15 protein-coding genes are annotated in these 24,507 nt (G+C 71.8%); 7 read left to right on the forward strand and 8 right to left on the reverse strand.

The window, feature by feature from the left end:
• Positions 1–296 precede the first annotated feature (296 nt).
• A complete protein-coding gene (locus ACSRUE_RS05895) occupies positions 297–686 on the reverse strand; it encodes a hypothetical protein (protein WP_441290160.1) in 390 nt (129 codons plus the stop codon).
• Between ACSRUE_RS05895 and ACSRUE_RS05900 the strand changes: the two genes are divergently transcribed.
• Positions 676–2,094, forward strand: a complete 1,419-nt coding sequence (locus tag ACSRUE_RS05900) for a type VI secretion system Vgr family protein (protein WP_441290161.1) — start codon at positions 676–678, stop codon at positions 2,092–2,094. The genes ACSRUE_RS05895 and ACSRUE_RS05900 overlap by 11 nt on opposite strands.
• A 40-nt stretch (positions 2,095–2,134) precedes the next feature.
• On the opposite strand, the gene ACSRUE_RS05905 is transcribed toward ACSRUE_RS05900, so the two are convergent.
• From ACSRUE_RS05905 to ACSRUE_RS05935, 7 genes are all read right to left on the reverse strand, one after another.
• Positions 2,135–3,343, reverse strand: coding sequence for an STAS domain-containing protein (locus tag ACSRUE_RS05905; protein ID WP_441290162.1), 1,209 nt, complete (start codon positions 3,341–3,343; stop codon positions 2,135–2,137).
• 328 nt (positions 3,344–3,671) lie between these two features.
• A complete protein-coding gene (locus ACSRUE_RS05910; protein WP_441290163.1) occupies positions 3,672–4,016 on the reverse strand; it encodes a DUF4288 domain-containing protein in 345 nt (114 codons plus the stop codon).
• A gap of 399 nt (positions 4,017–4,415) precedes the next feature.
• Positions 4,416–5,936, reverse strand: coding sequence for an N-6 DNA methylase (locus ACSRUE_RS05915; RefSeq protein ID WP_441290164.1), 1,521 nt, complete (start codon positions 5,934–5,936; stop codon positions 4,416–4,418).
• A 5-nt stretch (positions 5,937–5,941) separates the two neighbouring features.
• Positions 5,942–6,382 carry a type II toxin-antitoxin system VapC family toxin gene (locus ACSRUE_RS05920; protein ID WP_441290165.1) on the reverse strand — a complete coding sequence of 147 codons (441 nt, stop codon included), beginning with the start codon at positions 6,380–6,382 and terminating at the stop codon, positions 5,942–5,944.
• Complete coding sequence (locus ACSRUE_RS05925; protein WP_441290166.1) at positions 6,379–7,344, reverse strand: hypothetical protein; 966 nt, start codon at positions 7,342–7,344, stop codon at positions 6,379–6,381. Before ACSRUE_RS05925 ends, ACSRUE_RS05920 begins: the two co-directional genes overlap by 4 nt.
• Positions 7,337–8,569, reverse strand: coding sequence for a hypothetical protein (locus ACSRUE_RS05930; RefSeq protein ID WP_441290167.1), 1,233 nt, complete (start codon positions 8,567–8,569; stop codon positions 7,337–7,339). Before ACSRUE_RS05930 ends, ACSRUE_RS05925 begins: the two co-directional genes overlap by 8 nt.
• Positions 8,570–8,943: 374 nt before the next feature.
• Positions 8,944–11,847 (reverse strand): type I restriction endonuclease subunit R, encoded by a 2,904-nt coding sequence (locus ACSRUE_RS05935; protein ID WP_441290168.1) that lies wholly within the window; start codon positions 11,845–11,847, stop codon positions 8,944–8,946.
• 345 nt (positions 11,848–12,192) lie between these two features.
• Between ACSRUE_RS05935 and ACSRUE_RS05940 the strand changes: the two genes are divergently transcribed.
• The 6 genes from ACSRUE_RS05940 (at position 12,193) to ACSRUE_RS05965 (ending at position 24,449) form a co-directional block, all read left to right on the forward strand.
• Positions 12,193–12,987 carry a hypothetical protein gene (locus ACSRUE_RS05940; RefSeq protein WP_441290169.1) on the forward strand — a complete coding sequence of 265 codons (795 nt, stop codon included), beginning with the start codon at positions 12,193–12,195 and terminating at the stop codon, positions 12,985–12,987.
• A gap of 516 nt (positions 12,988–13,503) precedes the next feature.
• Positions 13,504–13,761 (forward strand): hypothetical protein, encoded by a 258-nt coding sequence (locus ACSRUE_RS05945; RefSeq protein ID WP_441290170.1) that lies wholly within the window; start codon positions 13,504–13,506, stop codon positions 13,759–13,761.
• Complete coding sequence (locus ACSRUE_RS05950) at positions 13,758–15,977, forward strand: hypothetical protein (RefSeq protein WP_441290171.1); 2,220 nt, start codon at positions 13,758–13,760, stop codon at positions 15,975–15,977. The genes ACSRUE_RS05945 and ACSRUE_RS05950 overlap by 4 nt, the downstream gene beginning before the upstream one ends.
• Positions 15,974–17,014, forward strand: a complete 1,041-nt coding sequence (locus tag ACSRUE_RS05955; protein ID WP_441290172.1) for a hypothetical protein — start codon at positions 15,974–15,976, stop codon at positions 17,012–17,014. Before ACSRUE_RS05950 ends, ACSRUE_RS05955 begins: the two co-directional genes overlap by 4 nt.
• A gap of 332 nt (positions 17,015–17,346) precedes the next feature.
• Complete coding sequence (locus ACSRUE_RS05960; protein WP_441290173.1) at positions 17,347–19,149, forward strand: ATP-binding protein; 1,803 nt, start codon at positions 17,347–17,349, stop codon at positions 19,147–19,149.
• Positions 19,146–24,449, forward strand: a complete 5,304-nt coding sequence (locus ACSRUE_RS05965) for a hypothetical protein (RefSeq protein WP_441290174.1) — start codon at positions 19,146–19,148, stop codon at positions 24,447–24,449. The genes ACSRUE_RS05960 and ACSRUE_RS05965 overlap by 4 nt, the downstream gene beginning before the upstream one ends.
• Positions 24,450–24,507: the final 58 nt, after the last annotated feature.

Raw genomic sequence — 24,507 nt, forward strand, 5'->3', positions numbered from 1 at the left:
CCCCACGTCACGAAGGATGGATCGACGATGACGACGCGCAGCCCCTCCGATTCAGATGCCCCTCAGCAGGAGACCCTCTCCCACGTCACGGACGATGATTCGACGAGGACCGCGAGCAGGCTCGCCGATTCAGACGCCCCTCAGCAGGAGACCCTCTCCCACGTCACGAACGTTGAACCGACGGAGACGGTGAGTAGGCTCGCCGATTCTGGCGCCCCTCAGCAGGAGACCCTCTCCCACGTCACGAAACTTGAACCGACGAGGTCGGTGCGCAGGCTCGCCGATTCAGACGCCCCTCAGCAGGAGACCCCCTCCCACGTCACGAAACTTGAACCGACGAGGTCGGTGAGTAGGCTCGCCGTTTCAGGCGCCCCTCGGCAGGAGACCCCCTCCCACGTCACGAACGATGGTTCGACGACGACGATGCGCAGGCTCGCCGTTTCAGACGCACCTCGGCAGGAGCCCCTCTCCCCCGTCACGAACGTTGAACCGACGAAGACGGTGAGTAGGCTCGCCGTTTCAGACGCACCTCGGCAGGAGACCCCCTCCCCCGTCACGAACGATGGTTCGACGACGACGATGAGCAGGCTCGCCGTTTCAAGCGCCCCTCGGCAGGAGACCCTCTCCCAGGTCACGAAGGAGGGATCGACGGGGACGGCGAGCGGGCTCGCCGATTTGCTGAACATTCGACTCGAGCTCTCCGGCTTCTCGTCCGACCTCCTCCAGGTGAGCAGGCTGTCGGGGCGCGAAGCGATCTCCCAGCTCTTCACGTTCGACGTCGAGGTGGTCTGTCCGAGCGACGCCGGGGTCGACGGGCAGACCTTCACGGGCGAGAGCGTCGCGATCGTCTTCGAGCAGAACAGGGTCGAGGTGCGGCGCGTCCACGGGATGGTCGCGGAGGTCCACGACATGCTCGCGAACCTGCGCGACCACCGGGCGTACCGCCTGCACATCGTCCCGCGCGCCTACCGGCTGGCGCTGGTCGAGACCACGGAGACCTCGATGAACAAGGCGGTGCCGGATCTCATCAAGCAGAAGCTCGAGCTCGTGGGCCTGAGCGGGAGCGACGTGGCGCTCAGGCTGACGGGCACGTACGCGCCGCGGGAGTTCGTGGTGCAGTACCAGGAGACCGATCTCGCCTTCATCAGCCGCCTGGCCGAGCACGCCGGGATCAGCTTCTTCTTCGAGCACCAGGACGGGCAGGACACGATGGTCTTCACCGACGGCGCCGGCTTCGAGCCCGCGGCCGGCGCCGAGTCCGTCCAGTTCCGCGAGCACAATGAAACGCGCGACGTCTTCGAGCTCGAGGCAAGATCGCGGCTGGTGCCGAGCGTGTATGTCGCCCGCGACTACAACTACCGGCAACCGATGCTCGATCTGACGGCGGAGCACGTCCTCCCCACGGGGTACGCGGGGGGCGTGATCGAGTACGGCGGCCATTACAAGACGCCGGCGGAGGGGAAGGCGCTGGCGCAGGTCCGGGCCGAGGAGCGGCAGGCGACGCAGCTCGTGTACGCGGGCAGGAGCGCGGTGTGCGGGCTCGGCGCGGGCGCGCGATCGACGCTGGAAGGGCACCCGAACCTGGAGTCGCTCGACCTGCTCTTCGTCGAGGTGGAGCACCGCGCGACGCTGCTGACCGGCAGAGACGAGCCGCGGCGCTACGTGAACACCTTCCGCGCGATCCCGGGCAAGAACACGTACCGGCCGCCGCGCGTCACCCCGACGCCCCGGATCGGCGGCGTCGTCACGGGGATCGTCGACGCCGGGCCGGGGGGCGGGGGCAACAACGCGGAGATCGACGATCAGGGCAGGTACATGGTCCGGTTCCTGTTCGACACGGCGGCTGCCGGCGGCGTGTCGTCCAGGCCGGTGCGCATGCTCCAGAACCACGCCGGAGCGAACTACGGCACGCATTTCCCGCTCAAGCCGGGGACCGAGGTGCTCATCGCCTTCGTGAACGGCGACCCGGATCGGCCGGTCATCGTGGGCGCCGCGCCCAACCCGCTGACACCCTCGCCGGTCAACAGCGCGAACCGGTCGACTCACCGGATCAAGACGCAGGGAGGTATCGTCTTCGATCTCGTGGACGAGTGAGCCGCGCACGGCCCCCCCGGGCGGCGAGCGATGGCGCCGCTCAGGGAGCTGGCTTCTTGCCGGGCGCGGGGCCTGCGCCGTGGGAGGCGCCCTGGGCGCCTGTCATGGCCCGGATGGCGTAGTTGAGCGCGGCGCGCAGGTTGCGTTGCGTGTTCAGCTGGGTGAGGTCGAGGCCGAGCGCGACCATGGTCTGGGCGACCGTCGGCTTGATGCCGGCGACGATGCCGTCCGCGCCGAGGAGGCGGATGGCGGTGATGAGCTGGATGAGGTGGCTCGCGACCCGGGTGTCGACGACCTCGACGCCGGTGAGGTCGAGGATGGCGAAGCGCGCCCGCTTCTCGACGATCTGCGCGAGCAGGCTGTCCATGACCTCGGCCGTGCGGACGCTGTCGACCGTGCCGACCATGGGGAGCGTGAGCACGCCGTCCCAGACCTCGATGATCGGCGTCGAGAGATCGCGGATCACCTTCTGCTGCGCCGCGATCTGGTCGAGCTGGATGCGCAGCTCCTTCTCGACGAGCCTGGAGTCCGACACGTCGAGCGAGACCCCGAGCACGCCGTCGACGCTGCCGCCGGGCTCGCTGCGGAGCGGGATGAGCCAGGTGTCCCAGTCGGCGCCGTGCGCCTCGCCGCGACCGCGGCGCACCTCGCCGTCGTACCATCGCCGCATGTCGGCGGCGGCCTCCGGGGTGGCCGCATAGAGATCGTACACGCTGTGCCCGACGTGCTGCCCCCGCGTCAACCCGGCCTTCGCGACCGACTTGCCCTCGTGATAGACGTAGATGCCGTCGCGGTCGAGCGCCCATATCGTCATGGGATCCACGTGCTCGACGAGGCCGTCGAGGATGCGCGCCTTGAGCCGGAGCGTGCTCAGCTCGTCCTCGGTCGCCGGCGCCGCGGCGGCGGCCGCGGGCGCGGGGCGGAGCGAGCCGAGGACGGCGCTTCGGTCGGACGACCGGCTGGCGCTGCACGACAGCGGCCGGTAGGCGCCGCCGCCGTCGCGCAGGCGCACGCTGAACGAGACGGGCTCGTCCCTCTGAAGGAGCGACGACCAGGCCGCCGAGAGCGCGGCGCGATCGTCCGGGTGCGCGAGATCCGCGAGGCGCGTGCCCCCCTCGACCCCGGGGCCCAGCGCCTCGCGGAGTCCGCCGCTCCCGTGGAGCAGCGCTCCGTCGGCCGAGGCGATGAAGAGCAGATCGGGCGAGCGGGCGAAGAGCTCGCCGAGCAACACATTGGGGGCAGATTCCATCAGTCTCACGACTCCTCAGCGAACAGAGAAGGATAAGTGTAGCGTGAACGGAGCAGGCTGCGAAAGAGCTCCCTGGCGGTCGTCATGCGATTGAGCCGGGAGAAACGCGCCACGAGGTGGGGGCGCTAGCGTGGCGGGCGCTGCGCGGCAAGACGGTGAGCCGGCTCGCCGCTGAATGAGCTACGGCGAGGTGGGCCGGGGACGGCAAGGCGCCGCTTGCGTGGACCGGGGCGGGAGAGGTGGTGAGAGGTGCGGTGCTCGAAAGCGGACCGCAGGTCCTCCACGATCTCTCCGGCGATCACGTCCGGCGCCCCTTCCAATTCATCTGTCAGTCGATGCTGCCGCCGAGCAACGGCTCGAACGCGTGGTAAGCCTCATAGCTCTTGAAGTGCCGCGCGTAGATGTCCGCGCCGTCATCAAGAGTGTCCGAAAGAACACGACTTACATCCACAACGCGCTTCAGCCTCCAGTGAATCTCCTGCCCTAGAACATTGTTGAAGCACGTCTCGTGCGCACGGCTGTGTTGCTCGGCGCGCGCGCGTGCCTGCTCCTCACTTTCGGCGCGCACCAGCGCGAAGCACTCTTCGTACATGGGTGTGTACGACGGGTCCGGTGACCAAGACTCGTAGAGGATAACGGCAACATAGAGATCGTTGTTCGGGCTGGATTCCATGGACGAGCTCGCTTGTCGATGCGGCTTTGACCGGGGAGTGCAACGCCGCGTGATGCCGAGATCAGCCTGCCCTGTCGCGGGGCGCGGCGGTAGGGGCCTACCTGTCCGGACGCTTCCCTTTCCTCAAGTCGGCCACCTTCCGCCGCGCAGGCGGCGGCCCCGTTGAAGCCGACCGACCAGGCGTGGCTGAGGTGAAGCCCGCGAGGTGCCGCGATCGCGCGCTCGCCGGCGTCCACCTCGACCCCGAGGCCGGTCCGTAGCCCGTGGCGCCACGCACCCCAAGCACACTCTCGTTGACGGTGCAGGACGGCGACGGCGGCAGGGTAGCTCAGCGGTCGCGAGCGGTCACACAGAGGGGATGCCCCGGGACGGACCGGGTGGGGTCACGAAGCGAGGTCGTCACGGCGAGGTGCTCCCGGCCGACGCCCGCGCCCTCAGATCGGCCTCCACCGTCTCGAACTGCTCGAGGGCTGCCCGCAGGTCCTCCACGATCTCTCCTGCGATCACGTCCGGCGCCGGCAGGTTCTCGGAGGCCTCCAGGCTCTCGTCCTTCAGCCAGAAGACGTCGAGGCTGCACTTGTCCCGAGCGATGAGCTCCGCATACTCGTAGGCTCGCCACTGCCCTGTCGGGTTCTTCTCCGAGCACGTCGCCCGCCGCTTGTGCAGCTCACCGGCCTTGTAGCAGGCGACGAAGTCGTCGAGATCGGCGCGAGAGAGCGGGTTGGTCTTGAGCGTGAAGTGCTGGTTCGTGCGGAGATCGTAGACCCAGAGCTTCTTCGTCCACGGCTTCTCGCTGGCGGGCTTCTTGTCGAAGAAGAGCACGTTCGCCTTCACGCCCTGCGCATAGAAGATGCCCGTAGGGAGCCGGAGCAGCGTGTGAACGTCGCAGTCGTGGAGCAGCTTGCGGCGGATCGTCTCCCCTGCCCCGCCCTCGAAGAGCACGTTGTCGGGCACGACGACGGCCGCGCGCCCATGGATCGCCAGGATGGTCTTCACGTGCTGGACGAAGTTGAGCTGCTTGTTGCTCGTCGTCGCCCAGAAGTCCTCGCGCATGACGGTGAGCGCCTCGCGGGCCTCGTCGCCCTCTTCCGTGAGGACCATCACGCTCGACTTCTTCCCGAACGGCGGGTTGGTCAGGACCATCGAGTAGCGGGAGCCCGGATCCGCGGCGAGGCTGTCCCGGGTCTCGATGGGCGGCTGCCCTTCGTCGGCGCTCGGCCCGATGCCGTGGAGGAGCAGGTTCATCGCGCAGAGCCTGGTCACGCCGGGGACGAGCTCGACGCCGTGGAGCGCGCCGACCTTCAGGCGCTTCTTCTGCTCGCGGGTCATGCTCGTGTGCGTCCGGACGATGTGGTCGTGCGCCGCGAGCAGGAAGCCGCCCGTGCCGCAGGCCGGGTCGCAGATCGTGTCGTCGGGCCCCGGGCGCATGACCTCGACGATGGCCTGGATGAGCGGGCGCGGCGTGAAGTACTGCCCCGCGCCGCCCTTCGTGTCCTGCGCGTTCTTCTCGAGCAGCCCCTCGTAGGCGTCGCCCTTCACGTCGGCGTCGAGCGTCGTCCACTGCTCGCGGTCGATGAGATCCGCGACCAGGCGGCGCAGCTTCGCCGGGTCCTGGATCTTGTTCTGCGCCTTGCGGAAGATGAGCCCGAGCATGCCCGGCTGCCGGCCGAGGTGGTCCAGGGTCTTGCGATACTGGACCTCGAGCGCGTCGCCGTCCTTGGCGAGCAGCGCGGGCCAGTCGTGACCTGCCGGGATGAACGGCTTGTGGTTCCACGGCGGCTGCGTGCGCTCGTGCGCCATCTTCAGGAACAGGAGGAACGTGAGCTGCTCGACGTAGTCGCCGTAAGACAGGCCGTCGTCGCGCAGGACGTTGCAGTAGGACCAGAGCTTCTGGACGATCTGGGCGGAGGGGTTCGACACGTTGGCTATTTTCTGGAATGAAGGGCGAAGACGGACACCTGAAGGAATGTCCCGGCGAGGGGCTCGAAGTCCTTGTCCGTCGTGATGAGGAGCGATGATGTTGCGGCGGCCGTGGCGGCGATCCAGACGTCGTTGTCCCCCACGGTCCGGCCGGCGCCGATCAGGAACGTGTGGATCGCCGCATAGCGCTCGGCGATCGCACGGTTGATGTCGAAGACGACGAGCTGCTTGAGGATCTGGTTCAGCTTGTCGATCCGGTCTGCCCCCCAGGCTCGTCGCTTCGCAAACGCGAGCAGCTCACCCACGCTCACGATGGATAGGATCGGACGGAGGGGGCGAGCCTGGAGCCTGAACGCCGCGTCGAGCGCGCGACCGAACTCGTTTCCGCGCACCAGCTGCAGCACGACGTTCGTGTCGAGGACGACCGGACCCTCCGGCGCCGTCACGAGAGCTCCTCGAGTGCGGCCAGGAACTCCTCCTCGGTGTCATCCATCGGAATGCTGCCCAGGATGGCCGCAACGCCCGAGTTCGGCCCCTGCGGCACACGGAACCGGTGCGGGTCGGCCGGCGTGTCCAGAGGCCGCGGCATCGTCGACCAGACCGCGAGGTCGCCCGGCGCCGGGTCGATGCGCTCGGCCTCCACACGCAGCACCTTGCCGGAGGGCCGGAACTTGGCGACGCCGGAGACGATCGCCGGCTGGCCGAAGAGCCGCGCGAGATCGGCTGGGTCCAGCGAGTCAGCGGTGATGCCTCGCAGCGTCTCGCCCGAGGTGAGGACGAGCGTGAAGGAGCGATCACTGTGGCGGATCGCGTCGAGCTTGCCGCCGACCGCGACGCGTCGGTCCTCCGGCGTTCGCTGGCGCAGCGCGCGGATCGCCTCGACGCCCCCCGGGTCGACACGGAGCGTCCGGCCGTTGATCAGCTCGATGCTGTCCACGCCATGGCGGAACAGGCGGCCGAGCCCTTCGAGGGTGGCCATGAGAGGCCGATCGTAACGATCGCTGTCCTCGCGCCCGGCGAGGGCGTCGTCGAGGCTGTCCTCGAGGTAGTCGAGGCAGGAGCGGCTCGGCTCGGCGCCCGCGAAGAGATCGAGCTGCCGGGAACGATGCGACAGCGCGTCCGCGAGCGAGGGAGCGCGCAGGATGATCTCTCGCTCCTGGATCTGCTCGACGTCGAACGCCGCCGCGTCCTCCAGCCAGGCCGGAGGCGTGCCCGGCGCGGTGCTGCGGCCGTCGATCTGCAGGCGCGTCGCCTGCTGGGCGCCGTCGACGAGGATGTCGAGCAAATCGCGCAGGAAAGGGCCACGCTGCGTTGCAACGTCCTCGCCCGTGAAACGGATCACGTGCCGGGCGCCGCCGAGCTGCGTGCCGGACGCGGCGCGCTTCGTGGTCCTGGATCGTTCACCCATCGTCGAGCCCTCCCTCGTCGGCCTGGACCACCTTAGCGCGACCCCTGCGGCAGGTCCTGCCCGAGCCGTTCGCGGCGGACGCCGGCACGCGCGCGGCGCGGATCCGGTCCAGCAAGGCGCTCGCCGGCTCGTCGTTCGGGTCCTGCGGGACGAGCTTGCCTTCGAAGGCGCGCTTGAGGACGGATTGGCGGAGGCGCTGGGCGCGGGCGAGCTGGACATTGACAGCCTTCTCCATCTCGTCGGTGATGGATTGCAGGCGCGCGACCTCGGTCAGAATACGCCGCTGCTCGGCAACGGGTGCGAGGACCACCGGCCACTCGAGCATGCGCTCGGCTGTCAGATGAAGAATGCCGACACCGGGCGCCATCTTGGCAAATCGACCCAGCAAGGCATCGCGCATGAAGCCCAGGTGTAGCCACTCCGGGGCAAGATCCGGGAAGTACGACCGAACCCGGAGCAATGTCTTTTGATAACAGCACCCAGGAATCTCTCCTCGCCAGATCGCCGGCTTGCCTACCTCGCTCGGACTGCCCGAAGCCTCCGAAAGCAACACGTCTCCAGGTGCTAACCGGTACCGCTCCGGGTCTGGGAATCCCATCTGCTTGACGTCGCTGAGATCGAGCCCGCGCCATGTAATATTGGCGGCACGGATATAAGGGTACGTCACCTCCGCCGCCGCATGCACGGGGGCTCGCTGCTGACCTAGCTGTACATCGGCGACGCTGCCAAGCTTCGCCCAAGCCCATCCTTCCGGCAGTTTGGGAAGATCGCTCGCATCCGGCTCTTTCGGGTCCTCATACTTGGCCTTCCACCCTTCGTCGCGGGGCTCCTGCCCCTTGGCCCGCATCTTCGCGAGCTGGTCCGCCTCCCACCGCGCGCGGCGCTCGTCGAGGATGCGCCGAAGCAGCACGTCGCCAGGCTCGTACTCGCGCCCCTCCTTTCTCGCGAGCTCGGCCTCGGTGGGCACCAGCCGCCCCTCGCAGGCAGCCTTGAGAACGGCCGCGCGGTAGCGCTTCAGGTTTGCGAGTACGCGCTCAAGGGAGGCCACACCGGCATCGACATCCGAGAGGAGCTGCTCAACGACAGCGACAATGCTTCTTTGTTCATTCAGCGGTGGGACACCGATCCTCACAGAAGCCACGTCGTCTTGCGACAATTTCCAAATGCCCGCGGTCGTCTTCGCCTTTCGCTCCAACTGCTCCCGAATCGCAAGCGACGACCACATCGCAGGCACCCACCGCGTCTTTACGAATGATGCCACAAAACGAAGGCGAATCATCGTATCAGGAAATATTACGGTGAACGGCGGAGCGCCGGCTAGAGTTCCGCGCCCAACCAGGTGAAGACTTCCGTTGCCACGCGACACGAAGAAGTCATCTGCCTGGATGTGTAGCCGCTCGACATCTGTGGTCGCTATTGGTAGGTAACGAATAGCTGAGTAGTCAAAGCCGCAGTCGCCCATAGCGTTCAGCCTCAGCGCACGCACACCGGGCGGATGGTCGGCACCTTTGACAGAAAGTCCATTACACGGGCGCTCGACCAACAGCTCACCTACCGTGGCCCATGCCCATCCCGCCGGCAGTCGAGGCAGATTGTCTCTCACGCCGCCAACACCTCGTTCAGCTCCTCCATCACCCTCTCCAGCTCCGCCCCGAACACCCTCGCCGCCTTCCCCACGCCGCCCATCCCGACGAACGGCGCATACTCGAAATCATCGACCGAGATCTCCAGGTTCGCCGCCATGTGATCCCGTATCGCCTCAAGCCACGCCCGCTGCTCCGCCGAGAACCTCCGCCCCTGGTTCGCCTGCTGCGTCATCCACCGCTCGAACCGCTCCTGCACCCGCTCGCGGAAGGGCACAAGCTCTTCCTCCTGGTGCAGCGCGAACCGCACGAGCGACACGACATCCGTCAGCAATCTCCCCGCCCCCGCCCCGCGGACCTTGTCCCGCTCCAGCGTCTCGTATGCCCGCCACAGCACATCCGGCGTCCACTGCCGCGGCGGCGCCTTGATGGCGTCGGCGAGCGCCTTCACGTCCTCCGGCTTGAGCCGCTGCCGGTGCGGGCGGCTGTAGAGGATCTGGAGCGCCGTGATCTGGTCCCGGTGCTTCCGGCAGAACGCCTCGAACGTGCTCGTCAGCGCCTTCGCTCGCTCCTTCGCCTCGTCCGAGAAGCCCGCCGCGGTCACCTCGTCCTTCGTGACCGCGTCGATCGTCTGCTCCAGGCTCTTCTTGACGTCGGTGAGCGCCCTGCGCAGCTCCGGGCTCGCGCGGAGCGGCTGCACCGCCTCGCGCAGCATCTCCTTGCGCACCTTCTCCAGGACGCCCGCGGGCGGCTCCTTCCCCGCGGGCAGCCCCGCGACCGCACAGGCGCGCTCGGCCTGCGCGTCGGGATCGATCGCCTCGACGAGCTTCGCGCTGAGCTCCGCCAGGCTCTGGCCCCCGGCGAGCTTCGCCAGCATGGCCCGCTCTTCCGCGCCGATGCGCCGGTCGAGGCGCGCCAGCCTTCCCGCGAGCGACGAGAGGACGTCGACCTTCGTGCTCCCCTGCGCCACGGCCTCGAGCAGCTTCTCGAAGCCCACCGTGCGGTTCCTCTCGAGCGGGAGCGCGTCGATGAGATCCGTCTCGCAGACGCCGACGCAGTCGACAAGCACGAAGCGGTCCTTTGCGCGCGCGTCCGATGTGACCAGCTGGAGGTCGGTCGGGTTGATCACGCGCGCGCCGCGGCCCTTCATTTGCTCGAAGAAATTCCGGCTCTTCACCGCCCGCATGAACATCACGATCTCGAGCGGCTTCACGTCCGTACCCGTCGCGATCATGTCGACCGTAACGACGACGCGCGGGTCGTAGCTGTTGCGGAAGGAGGAGAGCAAGTGCTCCGCATTCAGCCCGTTCGACTTGTACGTGACGACCTCAGTCTCCTTGGCGTCAGGCCCCAGCTGCTTCTCGACGATGCGTGCGGTGCCCGTCTTGTAGGTGATCTTCTCGCAGAAATCGTTCCCCTTGCCGAACTCCTCCCGGACGATCTGCACGATGTCGTCGGCGTGGCTGTCGTCCTTGGCGAAGATGAGCGTCTTCGGGACCTCTCGCCGGCCCGGGAAGATCTCGGTGAAGAGCCGATCGCGGAAGGTGCGGACCACCGTGCGGATCTGGTCGAGGGCGACAACCTGGCGGTCGAGCGCGGCCGCGTCGTACGTGAGATCGTCGTCGAGCAGCTCCCAGCGGACCCTGCGCGTCTCCCGGTCGCGCCGGCCGACGATCTCCTCCGGACCGGCCTCGACCGTGGCGCCCTTCTCCGTGATGCGCGTGCGGATCTTGTACACGTCGTAGTCGACGTTCACCCCGTCGGCCACGGCCTGCTTATGGTCGTAATCCATGACCAGGTTCTGGCGGAAGAACGCGAACGTCTGCTTCGCAGGCGTCGCCGTGAGGCCGACGAGGAAGGCGTCGAAGTACTCGAGCACCTGCCGCCAGAGCGAGTAGATGCTGCGATGGCACTCGTCGACGAAGATCGCATCGAACGCCTCGATCGGCAGCGCCGGGTTGTAAGCGACCGGCACAGGCTCCCGGAGCATCTCGCTCAGGCTGGCCAGGCCGAGCTCCTCCGCTTCGGGCGGGAGATCCGCCTCGCCCTTCAGCATCGCGTACAGGCGCTGGATGGTGGTGATCACGACGCGCGCGACCGGATCGAGCTTGTTCGAGGTGAGCCGCTGCACGTTGTACAGCTCCGTGAACTTCCGGCCGTCGTCCGGCGCCACGTACTGCTGGAACTCCTTGAGCGCCTGGCGTCCGAGGTTGTCGCGGTCGACGAGGAACAGCACCCGGCTCGCGTCGCCGAACTTGATCAGCCGGTAGATCGACGTGATCGCCGCCACGGTCTTCCCCGCGCCGGTGGCCATCTGGATGAGCGCCCGCGGCCGGTTGTCGCGCAGGGACACCTCGAGGTTGCGCACCGCGCGCACCTGCGCGGCCCGCAGGCCCGCCTCGGGCACGTCCGGGAACGTGAGCAGCCGCGTGCGGAAGGACGCGGGGCGCTGGCTGCGCGGATCGGGACGCCCGTCGACGCGGGGCAGGTAGACCGGCTCCGAGGTGATCCAGCGGCTCAGGGTCTCGGGCTTGTGGAAGTGGAACACAGAGCGGCTGCGCGGGTCGGGGTCGAGCCGGTTGGTGAACGCCGTCTCGACGCCGGTGGACTGGTAAAGAAACGGCAACGGCCGCACCGGCGCCGGCAGGAGGTCCGGAAGCCCGGCGGAGTACTTCTCGGTCTGCCCCTCCACACCGGTGAGCGTGGTGCCGACCTCCTTCGCCTCGATCACGCCGACCGCCTCCCCGTCGACATAGAGCAGGTAGTCGGCGAAGCCGTGACCGCGCTTCAGCGGGAACTCCCGCACGGCGACGCCATGCGCCGCATCGAGGTTCATCACCTGCCTGTCCTGCACGGCCCAGCCGGCAGTCCTCAGCGCTTCGTCGATGTTCTTCCGGGCAGCATCTTCGGGACGAGTCATGGGCTGGATCAGGAAGCGTAACGAAAGCAGCGGGTTCCCGTCGATACCGAGGCGTGGAGGGGGAGCCATTCCACCCGGAAGCGCCGGGTAGGATATCGACGCCGGAGCAGGCGGGGAACGGGCGAAGGAAGGTGAACGCAGCGCCGGTGCAAAGGTGGAGAGAGCTCGCGCCGCGGGTCGCGATCGCGGAGCCGCCCGGCGCCGCGCGCTCCGAGGAGCTCCAGCCGGCAGCGGCGAGCATCATTCCGGCTCTCGCCGGCGCTTGCGATGCGCTCGCGGATCAACGAGCCTGTCGGGCCATGTTGCGGCCGTTCTGGCCGCGTTCCCCGACAAGGAGGGATAGATATGGCGTCGAAATTGGTGACCGACAGGGACAAGTCCAGCCGCGCCGTGGCCGCGTCGGCCGAGACGCACGCCGACGAGATCGCGAAGGGGATTGCGGGCGAGCTCGCGCCCTGCCTGAGGTCCGGCGAGAAGATGCCCGACGTGGCGTTGCTCATGCGCCTCGTCGCGCGCCGGCTCGCCGCGGACACGGCCGCGCTCGTGGCGGCCGACGACGCGCACGAGCGCGAGCTCGCGGACGACGCCGCGCCCCGCGAGGCGCGCGACGAGGCGGCCGCCCGGCTGCGCTCGGTGCTCGTCGACGGGCGCGCCGCCGTCGACGCGGCGTTCGGGCCGGCGGGCCTGCGCAAGCTGCGGCTGGACGGGGCCGTCGCCGAGGACCCTTCCGTGCTCGTCACGACCGGCGAAGGGGTCGTGAGCGCCCTGCGGGACGCGGAGATCAAGCTCCCGAAGCCGAGGCGCGCGTCGATGAAGCTCGATCGCGCCGCGCTCGCCGACGAGATCGCGGCCGAGCTGCCGGCGCTGAAGAAGGCGCTCGCGAAGGTCGCGACCGAGGAGCGCGAGAAGGAGGCCACGCTGCGCGCGAAGCAGAGCGCCATGCGCAAGAGCGACAGGAGCTTCGGCCAGGGCGCCGCGCTGCTCGCCGCGAGCTTCACGTTCGCCGGCCTCGAGGATCTCGCCGCCAAGGTGCGCCCCTCCGGCCGCAGGCCCGGCCGGACCGCGGCCGAGGAGGACGACGCGCGGCCCCCCGAGGCGCCCGCCTCGCCCGGATCGCCTCCGGCGCTCGAAGGCGACTGACCGCCGTCCGCGCCGGCCGAGCCTGAAAGCGGCCCCTCCGCTCCCCAACTCGCGCTGCCACGGCCGGGAAACGCGATGATCCCGCGGCAAAGCGCGCTCTGAACCGTTCCCCTCGGGCGTCGCCGCGGGCGCAGCCCTTCCGAAGCGATCGGCGGCCTCGGGGCCGCCGGAACTCGCCTTTCTGACGGCTCCCGTGTCGTCTCGCCCCGGGCTCGTCGCCTGTGGAGCGGCTCCAGCGTCGTCTCGCCCCGGGCTCGTCGCTTGTGGAGCGGCTCCAGCGTCGTCTCGCTCTGGGCTCGTCGCCTGTGGAGCGGCTCCAGCGTCGACTCGCCGTGGACTCGTCGCTTGTGGAGCGGCTCCAGCGTCGTCTCGCCCTGGGCTCGTCGCCTGTGGAACGGCTCCAGCGTCGACCGCCGCACCTCCCTGCTTCACCTGCGCTTCGGTGGACGGCCATGGCGTCACCACAGACGCCCGTCGGATGCACCGGAGGACACCTCCCCGGTCCGGCTGGTGCAGATGCGGCCGCTCTGCGAGGTGGCGTCGTCCTCGTGGCGAGAGGCGGGGTGCGCGGCGCTCCGAGGGCGGTTCGACGCCGCGGAGGCCGAGCTCAGGACGGGTTTGCCGGAGAAGATCGCGGCGGGCCTTGCGGCGCTGCGGGAGAAGGGGATGGCCGCGGCGGAGCTCGACGCGGCTCAGGCGAGGCTCGATGCGGGCGACGTGAAGGGCGCCGCAATCGCGTATGACGCCGCCGTACGCGGCGCGGAGGGGACATGAGAAGCTCGAAGGACGTCGCGCTGCGCGGCCGGAGCTCCGTGGTGGTCCAGAAGCTCGTCGCGCTTGTCACGGCGCTGGCGGTGCTGGCGCCGTCGTTCGCGTGGGCCGGCACGCCGTACACCCTCCTCTGGAGCAACCGCCAGGACGTCGACTCGTGCGCGAGCGGCGAGCTGGAGACGGAGGGCGACGCCCTCTTCGAGGTGAACCAGACGCCCCTGCCCACCTACGGGATCCCGGGCGCGCTGCAGCTCGAAAGCGACGGCTCTCGGAGCAACACGCTCGAGGCGGAGTTCGACTCGGTGCTGCTCCGCACAGGGGCCAACCAGTTCGACTTCGGGGTCCACACCGTCAACGGGGGCAACTGGTGTACCCACGCGCACGACGTGGTGCACCTCGTCTCGGAGCCGCTCGCGCTGAACAAGCCGCTCTTCGACATCCGCCGCGATGGGGCCGGCTTCGAGGGCAGCACCGTGGCCGACCTCGGCCTCGCGGAGATCAACCCCGCGCTCGCGCGCGACATCGCGGAGCTGGAGGTCGCGCTCGGCAAGCTGATGGAGGCAATCCTCCGGAACGCCGCCAGGGTCGCGGACCTGAGGGCACGGATGGACCTGCTGCGGCAGCTCGATCTGGAGCTGCACGACCTGGTGAACCGGCCGCTGGACGAGATCTCGCGGACCGACCTCGACGCGATCCTCGACCGGTACAAGGACGTTGTCGACGCGGAGACGCGGGCGGCGATGGAGCAGCTCGTCGACGACCTGAAGAAGAGCGTCAGCGACCTGGAGGACGAGCTCGGGCGGCTGATCGACGAGTTCGGGGCGCAGGCCGACGAGGTGGCGGACCTCGCGACGCAGGACGCGCGCGCCGAGGGATGGAACCCGGACGATCCGTGGGTGTACGCGCTCGGCGAGAGCGAGGTGCCATGGGTCGAGGTGCCGGACATCGCGGAGGTGGACGGTGCGTTCGACGAGGGGAGAGACCCGTACGCGGCGTATGCGGACGGCGTGATCGCGGCGCTGGAGAAGGACGTGAGCGGGGGCGCGGTGGTCGCGCGGGCGGACTTCGTGGCGAACGTGCGGGCGTGGCGGGCGAACAGCGCGGCGCTGGAGATCGCGCTGCGCGACCGGATGGGGGTGTCGCTCGCGGAGACCAACGCGTTCCTGAAGGCGCAGAACCGGATCACGGCGGTCGTGCGGAAGTTCATGGATGCGTCGGACTGGTTCATCGAGACGCCGATCCCGCCGGACCTGCGGGCGCAGGTGGACACGGTGCTCAAGCCGCGGTTCGACGCGCTCGCGGACCAGATGAAGGACAACCTCAACCTGTGGACAGGGGACGGCTTCGATCTGGAGCAGACGCAGCTCTACCAGACGATCAGCGCGTTCGCGGGCGCGATGTCGACCGTCGCCGAGGGGTTCGGGGCGTACGCGGAGGTGATGCAGACGCTGGTGCACGCGACGACGCGCATCGGCGTGGGCTTCGTGCCGGTGGTGGGGCCGGCGCTCGACCTGTGCGAGGCGGTCACCGGGAAGGCGTGGTGCTTGCCGTCGGGGGAGGAGCTCAGCACCGAGGAGCGGATCTTCTCGGGGGTGGGGTTCGGGCTCGGGGCGGTCGGGCCGATGTGGCGCGCGGTCAGTCGCGCCGGCGGGCTAACGCCGGATGCGATTCGGGTCGCCGAGGAGATCGCTCAGTTTGGCGAGGAGCTCGCCACTGCGCTGCGTGCACCGCGGCGCACCTGGTACAAGACGCTGCGCGGGGCGGTCACGAGCAAGCCGCTCGACGCGATGGAGAAGGAGGCTGCCAAGTTCATGCTGGACGACGGGCGGGCGCTGATCGGCGTCGGCGACGACGGAGTGCGCCGGGTGCTGGACATACCGAAGGAGTCTCCTCCAAGTACGACCTTGGGAAGGGCTCCCGACTTTCTCACCGTGACCAAGGGAAACAAGCTGGCCCTGACCGAGGTGAAGGATATTGACAGTACCACCGGGAAGGTCGACATCGACCACGCACTCACGCAACTGGAGAATGCGATGAAGAAACTGAGCGACAAAGGACTCGCCGGCGACGTCGAACGGATCGAGTTCATCATCCCCAAGGGTGCGCCGCTCAAGAACGAGAACAAGATCGTCAAGGACGGCTATCTAGTCGACGCGCTCACGGGTAAGCGCATCAAGCTTGAAGGCTTTAGGAACCTGGTCATGGTCATCCAGTTATGAGTGTATCAGGTCCCTGGCTCTATGCATGGTGTGACGAGGCGGACAGGGTCGACGCGCTCGCTGCGGCTCTGTCTGCTCTCGTCATCCCGGGGGGAACGTGCGGCTTCCACATCGAGTCCATCGAGCATCCCGATAGCACCTGGCGATGGCGCGATACGGTCACCCTCAGCGAGACGGTCGCGGCGGTGCGTGCAGGATTCACCGCAGGGACGCATGTCTTCGCATCCTTCGGCGTGAAGCTGAACTCCGGCAGCGCAATCGAACTCGCCATCGAATGCAATGGCGAAGCGTGGGAGCGCCGGTATCCCTCCGGTCCTCTATGCGCACGCCCCGGCGATCGCAGCGATCTACTTCCCTGGAGCCTTCGCATCGCCCTCGGCGGCACGCGCTCTGTCGAGGTCGAGGCGGCGATCCTGGCGGTGCAGGTCCAGCAGGATCTCGAAGATCTTATGGTCCGCCTCTGCGCGCCGGATGCGCGTGCGCGCGTGACGGCCGGCGCCTGGACGGAATTCGCGGCTTGGGGGCCGCCCACCAAGGCGTGCGCGACCTATCACACCAGCGCGGCGTTGGTTGCACACGATCTCGCCCTTACGTGGGTAAACCTGCGGGACGGTGACAAGGTCGCACATTCCGCGGGAATGCCAACGGACGTGTTGCACGCGCGCGTCGACGCCGCGCCGCGCGGAGCGCGTGTCGCTGTTGAGGACGGCGCTGAGCTTTCGCGCGAAGCGGTCCTCAAGGCGCTCACGGAGTCACCGGCTGCGCTGCTCGACGCACTCGAGGCGTCCGCGGTGGCGGATGAGGAATGGCGCACCGTCGAATCGGCCGCCCTTGAGACCATCGCAGCGACGACGGAGGGCGCGCCGACGTGCGAGGTGGACGTGACGTCGCGCAAGCACGTCCAGTTCATCGAGCGCCACGCCCCCTACCACGTGCGTCGCCTCCCGAGCGGCGGCGTGGTGCTGGCGACGCACCCGTACCGCACGCTCTGGCCGCTCTGGGCCGACGCCCTCTTCTTGCTGGGCATCACGTCCTGACGCGAGTTGCCCGCCTGCTCTCCCTCTCAGGTTTCCACCTGGAGTTGCGGGACGGCGCACCCCTCCCTGAGCGCGCGGAGCGCGCGATTTGGGAGGGGCGGGCCGCGCGCAGGCGCGGAGCGCCGAGCACGGGCCGGGGGTGGGCATCCGCTCACAAGGCTTCACGCTAGACCAAGAGAGGACTCGACCCGAGCGCCGCGCGGCCGTGGGCCCCAGCAGCCTTCCCGCCCTCCCGCACAGGACTCCGGCTCTCTCGCGGCGACTCCACCCTCCAGCCCCCGCAGGCGCCCTTCCAACGGCGGCTCCCGCCGTGTGATAGCCTCGCAGGACGCATGGCACCCTACCGCTCCTCTCGCGAGGACCGCGCCGCGCCCCCGCCGCCGCCCCCGGGCCCGGTCGCCGACATGGTGCAGCAGTTCGCCGACCCGTACGCCTTCCTCCGCGAGCTCGTGCAGAACGGCATGGACGCCGGCGCGCGGAAGATCGACGTGCGCGTCGAGACGCTGCCCGGCGCGTGCGCCACCTCGGTCACCGACGACGGGTGCGGCATGAGCCGCGAGGACATCGAGGGGCCGCTGCTCACCCTCTTCAGCTCGTCGAAGGAAGGCGACGCGACGAAGATCGGCAAATACGGCGTCGGCTTCGTCTCCGTGTTCGCCCTCCAGCCAGAGCAGGTCGACGTCGAGACGTGGCGCGACGGGAAGGCTTGGCTCCTCCGGCTGCACAGCGACACGAGCTACGAGCTCGAGGACGCCGGACCGCGCCAGGGCAGCGGCACGCGCGTGACCCTGATCCAGCGCCTCGGCCGGGAGGCGTTCGTGGAGCACGCGCGCCGCGCGCACGCCGCGCTCCGCCGCTGGTGCCGCCACGCCGACCGCGAGATCACCCTGAGCATCGCAGACCACGAGGGGGGCTCCCGGACGGGCGCGCTGCGCATCGACGCGCCGCTCGCCGTCGCAGCGCCCGTCTCCGTGACCGCCGTCGAGGAAGAGACCACCGTCGTGGTCGGCCCCTCCGCCGGCGCTCAGCACCTCGCACAGCCGAGGAGCGGGGAGCCCGCCGTCGAGCACGGCCAGAGCTTCGCCGGCTTCTACAACCGCGGGCTCACGCTGTTCGAGACCGCGGACGAGCTCTTCGGCGGGCTGTCGGGCGTGCGGTTCAAGGTGATGAGCCCCCACCTCCAGCACACCCTGAGCCGCGATAACGTGCGCCGCGACGACGCGTTCTGGGACGCGATCGCGCGCGTGCGGGAGCTCGTCAAAGGTCCGCTCCGGCGCGAGCTCGCCGCCCGCCTCCCGCAGGCCGCGGCCGCGGCAGCCGCCGGCGAGGCCGAGGGCGCGGCCGCCTACGCGGCGATGCTGGAGGCGGCGCTGTCGCCGCCGACGGCGCTCGATCCGGACGAGATCCCGTTCCCGCTCGCGAGCCCCGTCGCAGGCGACCGGAGCCGCGCGGGGCTCCGGGCGCTCGCGCCGGGGCGCGAGCCGCTGCTCGTGGCCAGGCGAGCCGACGCGCTGACCGCGGCCATGGCCCGCGGCGGGCTGCCCGTCGTGCTGTGCAACCACCGCGCGACCAGGGCGCTGCTGAAGCGGTGCTTCCCGGCAGCGCGCGTCGAGAAGGCGCACGCGGTCTACCTGCTCGTGCGCGAGGAGCGCGAGGAGCCGAAACGCGCCCGCGCCGCCGACGCCGCGCTCCTCCAGGTGATCGCCGACGCGCTCGCGCGCGCCCGGCACGGGGTCGCCCGGGTGAGCCTCTGCCAGGTCGAGGGCGCCCTCCGCCAGCGCAGCGGGTTCCTGCTGCCCGGGAGCGGGGAGCGCGCCGGGCCCGAGCAGAGCTGCCACGCGGCGCGCGAGGTCGTGCGCCGCGCGGCGCGCTTCCCGCCCGGACACGCCCTCTACCTCAACGTCGAGAGCGACACCGTGGCCCTCGCGCGCAGGCGCGCCGCCGTCGACGCGGTGACCGCCGGCAACCTGCTCGCCCGCGCGCTGCTCGTCGAGGCGAAGGGGGCGCTCGATCCCGAGGACAGCGACCGGCTCCTCGACCTCTCGGCGAGCCCGCCGCCGCGCGCGGGGGCGGCGCGCGGCGGGAAGGCGCCCGCAGGCGGCGCGCGCCCCGCGCCGAGGAGGTCGCCGCGGTGAGCCGGGTCGTCGCCCGCGGCGCGATCCGCGTCGATGCCCGCCGCGCCGTCCAGAAGCTCAGGGAGCACCTGCTCGTCGACCTGGACCTCTACCTGCTCGAGCTCGTCCGCGCCGCGGCGGCCGGGGGCGCGACGCGGATCGATCTCCGCTACGACGCCGACGACGTCGTCGTGACCTTCGACGGAGAGCCGCCCGACGGGCCCGCCCTGGCGCGCCTCCTCGACCACGTGCTCAACGCCGCGCCCGACGCCGCGTCCCGGAGGCTCCGCCTGCTCGCGCTCGGCGTGAACGCGGCGCTCGGGCTGCGCCCGGCGCGCGTGGACCTGCTCACGACGGGGCCGGCCGGCGAGGCCAGCGGCGCGAGCTGCACGCGCGTGCGCTTCACGCCCGCCCTGCTCGAGGCGCCCGCCGAGGCCCCCGCGCCGGCCGCCGGCCCCGCCTGCGAGGAGGTCCCGAGGCCGCCCGGAATGCCCGCGGCCGGCCTGCGCATCGAGGTGCGGCGGAGGCTCGGCTGGTCGGTGCTCCGCCGGGCGATCACGGGCGATAGCCCGCCCGAGCTCGCGCACCTCGCCGCGGCCACCGGCGATTTCCCGATCCCGATCGCGCTCGCCGGCGAGCCGCTGCGCCGCGCTCTCCCGGGCGGCGACCTCGCGGTGCTCGTGCGCGTGCCGTTCCACGTGCGCGGCGCGCGCAGAGCCGCGCTGGAGATCGTCGCGCCCCCCGAGCCCGCAGGAGGTCCGGCCAGCTCGGCGCCCCGCTCGCGCCCCCTCGCCGCGCCCATCTCCACGCCCCTCCCCTCCGGCCTCCCCGCCGCCGACTTCCTCGAGCACGGCGTGCGGCTCGTCCGCGAGCGCTGGAGCTTCGCCCCGCGGTTCCCGTCGGCGCCCTACCAGGGCGTCGAGCTCCCGGTCCGCGTCGTCATCGACGCGGACGCGCTGCCCACCAACGCGTCGCGCTCGGCGGTGCGCGAGGACGCGCCCCTCCGCGCGCGGCTCCGCGAGGCGGCGGCCGGCGCGCTGATCGACGCCATCAAGGCCCTCGCCGCGCTCGTCTGCGGCGAGGGCGCGGTCCCCGACGGCGCGCTCGTCGTCGACGAGGACCGCGGGCGGCTCGCGGACGCGCTCGCGGCCTTCGCCTGCGTCGCGACCGGGGCGGCGCGGGCGGGCGCCGAGCTGCCCGCCGAGGCACAGGCCGTGCGCGAGCTCCCGCTGCTCCGCGACGGGCACGGGCGGCCGACGTCGCTCGCGGCGCTCGACGCGCTCGATGCGCCGCGGCTCTTCCTGTTCCGCGGCGACGCGAGGCTCCCGAAGCAGCTCGCCCCCTGGGCCGGCGACGTGGTCTGGAGCCCGGGGGGTCTCGTCGAGCGCGCGCTCGTGGGGCTCCCGCTCGCCGACGCCGAGGCCATGATCGAGCAAGCGAAGCTCGGCGCCGAGCGCCGCAGGGCGTTCCTCCTGCACGCGACCGGCGATCCCGTCGTGCCGCCCTCCCCGGAGCACGCGTTCCGCGACGCCTTCCAGGTGGACGAGGGGCCGCTCGCCGGCCTCCGCGGCGAGCTCGCGGTCTTCGCCGACGCGCGCGAGCCCCCGCGCGGCGCGGAGGTCCGGGTGTTCGTGGAGGGGCGGCACCTCGAGACCGTGGAGCTCGATCCCGCCGCCGTCCCCTTGCCCGTCGAGATCGCGCTCGCGTGGAAGGGGCGCGTGCGGCCGCGGTTCGCGTACGACGGGGTCGAGCGCGACGCGCGCTTCTGGCGCGCCGTCCGCCACGCGCTGAGGGTCGCGCTCGCCGCGGCCGACCGCGAGGCGAGGCGGCTCTTCGGCCCGAGCGACGCTCTGCGAGGCGCGCGCTCGACGACATCCGCGCCCGCGCCCGAGAGCGAGCTCGCGCGCGTGAGGCCCGCGCTGCGCGCCGCGATCGGGGCGATGTTCTGCGCGCCTCCGCGCCTCGGCGCCGCGGCCGGCGGCCCCGGAGGCGGCGCGGCGCTGTCCCCGGACGACGGCCTCGCCCCCGAGCGCTTCGGAGGCCTCCTGGACGCGCGGATCTGGCCCACGCTCACGCCGGGGCGGTTCGTGAGCGTGAGCGGCCTCTCCACGCTCTCCCGGGCGGCGCGCGGCCTCTGCACGGCGCCGCCCGGGGCGCGGGGGCGCGCGGCCGACCGGAGGACGGTGCTCGCCGTCTCGCAGCGCGAGCTCGACTGGCTCGCCGCCGCGCTGCCGGAGCGCGAGCTCGTCCCCTACGCCCCGGGGCTCTTCACCGAGGACGAGCTCGCGGCGCGAGGACCGGCGCGGCGGCGCGCGCTCGCGGCGTCGCTGGAGAGGGTCACGGCGCTCCCCGGCGGCGCGCCGGTCCTCGAGGTCAGCGGCCCCGGCTTCCTCGCGCTCGCCACGCCGAGCGACGCGATGGTGGAGGTGTGGCACCACGCGTCGCGGCCCCTCGCCACCCTGGAGGCCGCGCCGCTGTTCGGCCCCGCCGCCATCGCGATCGACGACGACGCGGCGGCGCCGAACAGCGGCTGGGACGGCCTCCTGTCGCCGCGCAACACCGCCGCCGTCCACGCGGTCGAGCGCGCGCTCTGCGAGGCGCTCGTGGCGGCGCTGGAGGGCGACGCCGCGGCGCGCGCGCGGCTCGGCCTGCGGGGCGATCCGCTCCGCGAGCGCGGCAGGCCGGACGCCCGCGTGAGCGCCTACCTCCTCGACATCGCGCACGCGCTCGAGGCGCGCGCGCGGGCGCCCGGAAGCGCGCCCCGCAAGGGGGCCGAGGGCGAGCTCGCCGCCCGCATCCGGCGCCTGCCGCTGCTCGGGATGCTCGACGCGCGCGGCCAGGAGGTCGGGTGCTCGCTCGAGACCCTCGACGAGACGCACCCGGCGCCCGCGCCGATCCCGGTGCTCGACGCGGCGCCCGGCTTCGAGACGCTCGCCTGGCACCCCCTCGTCGTCCGCGGCCCGCGGGAGCGCGCGGCCCTGATGCGATGGGCCGGCGGGCGCGCCCTCCTGGCGCAGAGCGGCGTGCCGGCGCGGCGGCAGCGCGCCGCGGCCGAGCAGGAGCGCCGCGCTCTCGCCGGCAAGGCGCAGCAGGAGCAGGGCCCGCGCGGGGCCGCTTCCCGGCCGCGCGCGCCGCTCGCGCTGCCGGGCGCGCCCTCGCACCCGCTGCTGCGGGTGAGCGCCGCCGCGCTCGGGGTGCAGGGGCTCGAGGGCGAGATCGAGATCGTCGAGGGGCCGGTGTCGGACGCCCGCTTCGTCGGCCCCGACGGCGCGGAGCGGCGCGTGGAGGTGGAGCTGCCGATCCCGCTCCGCCTCCTCGTGCGCGCCGGGGCGGCGGACCCGTCGAGGGACGCCTCGCGCGCGATCCTGACGCGCCTCGCGAAGGCCGCCGGCCGGCACCTGATCGCGCTGGCGCCGCGCTTCGACGAGCTGCCGCCGTTCGCGCGGGGCCACGCGCGCCGCGCCGTCCTGAAGACGCTGGCCCAGGGCAAGCGCGTCGTCGCGGAGGCGGCGCGCGCGCGGCTCTTCCACGACATCGAGGGGAACCTCTTCTCGCTCGACGACCTCCGGCGCGACCCGCGCGCCGAGTGGCTGTGCACCTCGACGCCGCCGCCCTACCCGAAGCAGCGCTACGAGCGGCCGGTCCTCGCGCTGAGCAGGCCCGAGCGGCTGCAGCTCGCGACCGCCGTGATCGTCAAGGACATCACCGACGCGGTCGCGCGCGATCGCGCGGCCGAGGAGCGCCTCACGGCGCCGCCGCTCGCCGCCGTCGGCCTCGACGCGGCCGCGCGCGCGGCGTGCTTCGCGATCCTGCCGTTCGAGCGGCCGGCCGGCGCGCAGGAGGGCGCGCCGCCCGCGCACGGCGAGATCGGCCTGCTCGCCCCGGAGCACGCCGGGGCGGCGGGCATCGCGGTGCACGTGGGGCGCCGCCCGCTCTGCGCGCTCGACGCCGGCGACGGGTGGCCCCTGTGCGCGGCCGTCAACGACGACGCGCTCGAGCCGAACCGCGCCTTCGACGGGCTGATGGCCCGCGGGGACGCGTCGAGGCTCCGGCAGGCGGTGCGCGACGCCGCCGCGCGGTGGCTGCGCGCCCGGCTCGCGCCGCCCGCCGACGCGCTCGCGACGCGGTGGATCGACGTCGCCACGACCTGGCCCCGGCCGCTGTTCGTGACCGGCGCGCTGTGGCTGCCCGCGCGGTGGCCGCGCGCGCCCGAGGTGCTCGTCGCCGCGCCCTCCGCGGCGATCCTCGACGAGGAGCGCGACGGCGGCGGCTTCACCCCGCTCGCGCTGCGCTGCGGGACGGGCGTGGGCTCCGGGACGACCGGCGTGGCCCCGCTCCCGCCGGTCGAGGGGAGGCTCCTCGTGTGGCCGCTGCGCGAGGCGCGCTGGGACGCCATCGCGGAGCTCGCCATGGAGGCCGCGGCCTCCATGGCGGCCGAGCTCTCGGATCAGGCGTCCGCGGCGCCGTACCTGTGGAACTTGCACCTGCTCGGCCGCCTCTCCGGCGGCAAGCTCGCGGCGCGGACGGCCTCCGGGGAGAGCGTCGGCCCGGCGGCGGTCCGCGCCGAGCTCGCTGCGAGCGGCTGCCTGTGGATCACCGACCGCCGGGGGAGCGCGGACGGCGATTTCCCGGACGGCGCGCCGCCGTTCGTGCTGCTCGACGACGGCTCGCCGCTGGTCGAGGTGCTGCGCCACCGCGCCGCCGCCGGCGCGCTGCGCGAGCTCGGCGCCCTCGCGGCGACGCCCGCCCCGGCCGTGGCGCTCGCGGCCGAGATCGGGCCCGCCTCCTGGACGGGCCCCCCCGCCGCGAGCGCGGCCCCTCCCGCCGCGGGCGCCCGCGGCGCGGAGGCGCCCGCGGCCACGGGCGCCGCGGAGGCGCCCGCCGCGGACGCGCCGCCCGACTCGAGCGGCGCGCGGGCCTGGGCGATCGCGCTGTGGCGCAGCGTGCTCGGCCTGCTCGGCGGCGAGGCGGCGCCGGCGCCCGGCGCCACGCCCGAGGGGCGGGAGGCGGCGGCCGGGAGCCCGCTCGCGGCCGCGCTCCACGAGGCCATCGTCCGGATGAACCTCGAGGGGTCCCCGGTGCGCGCCGTCGTCGAGGGCCGCTCGGGGCGGCCGATCCGTTACGACGCCAGCCGGGGCCACATCGTCGTCAACACCGAGCACGAAGCGCTCGCGTGGCTGCGCGCGCGCGGGGCGCCCGATCCGGCGGCCGTCGCGCTGCTGGCGGCGGCCGCCGTCGGCGAGGTGAACCGGGCGCTCCAGTCGGTCACCGACGCGGAGGAGCGCCGGGCGCTCGATCATCTGCTGCGCTCGATCGGGTAGCGCGCGGGCGCCCCGCTCCCGGCGTTGCCCGCGCGCCGCCGGGGCGCAAAGCTCTTCC

It is taken from the genome of Sorangium sp. KYC3313, assembly GCF_052075895.1.
Lineage (GTDB): Bacteria > Myxococcota_A > Polyangia > Polyangiales > Polyangiaceae > Sorangium > Sorangium cellulosum_B.